General features: G+C 30.9%; 1 pseudogene. It reads left to right on the top strand.

Features of this window, described 5'->3' with window-relative positions:
• Positions 1–197: pseudogene (locus BA053_RS06435) on the top strand (Rpn family recombination-promoting nuclease/putative transposase); the annotation flags it as partial.
• Between the last annotated feature and the right edge of the window lie 201 nt (positions 198–398).

Below are 398 nucleotides of genomic sequence, written 5' to 3'. Positions count from 1 at the left end.
AACGTACCGATGATTATTTATCTAGTCTTGAAGAAAAACTTCATGAAGGCATCCAAATCGGCCATCAAAAAGGTAAAATTGAAGGTAAAATTGAAGTTGCAAAAAACTCACTCAAGGCCGGTGTTTCTATAGATGTTATAGCTCAAATTACTGGTCTCTCTCATTCTGAAATTTCACAACTCAAAGAAAAAACATAATACTCCTACTTATTCACTTTAACATTTATGAAAACCTTTTCTAAGTTAGACATATCCCCTAATTAAGAATCTAGTGAACTGTCTAAAATGGTTATAAAGATTGAACATAGAATTATATAAATTACTATCATAACGTTACCCAAACTTCTATATCAAAGCTACGTGCTGTAAGTTCAATATGGAAAACACATTAACCACTTA

The sequence above is a fragment of the Wolbachia endosymbiont of Nomada ferruginata genome (assembly GCF_001675785.1).
Lineage (GTDB): Bacteria > Pseudomonadota > Alphaproteobacteria > Rickettsiales > Anaplasmataceae > Wolbachia > Wolbachia pipientis.
This window is presented reverse-complemented; position numbering and strand designations above follow the sequence as displayed.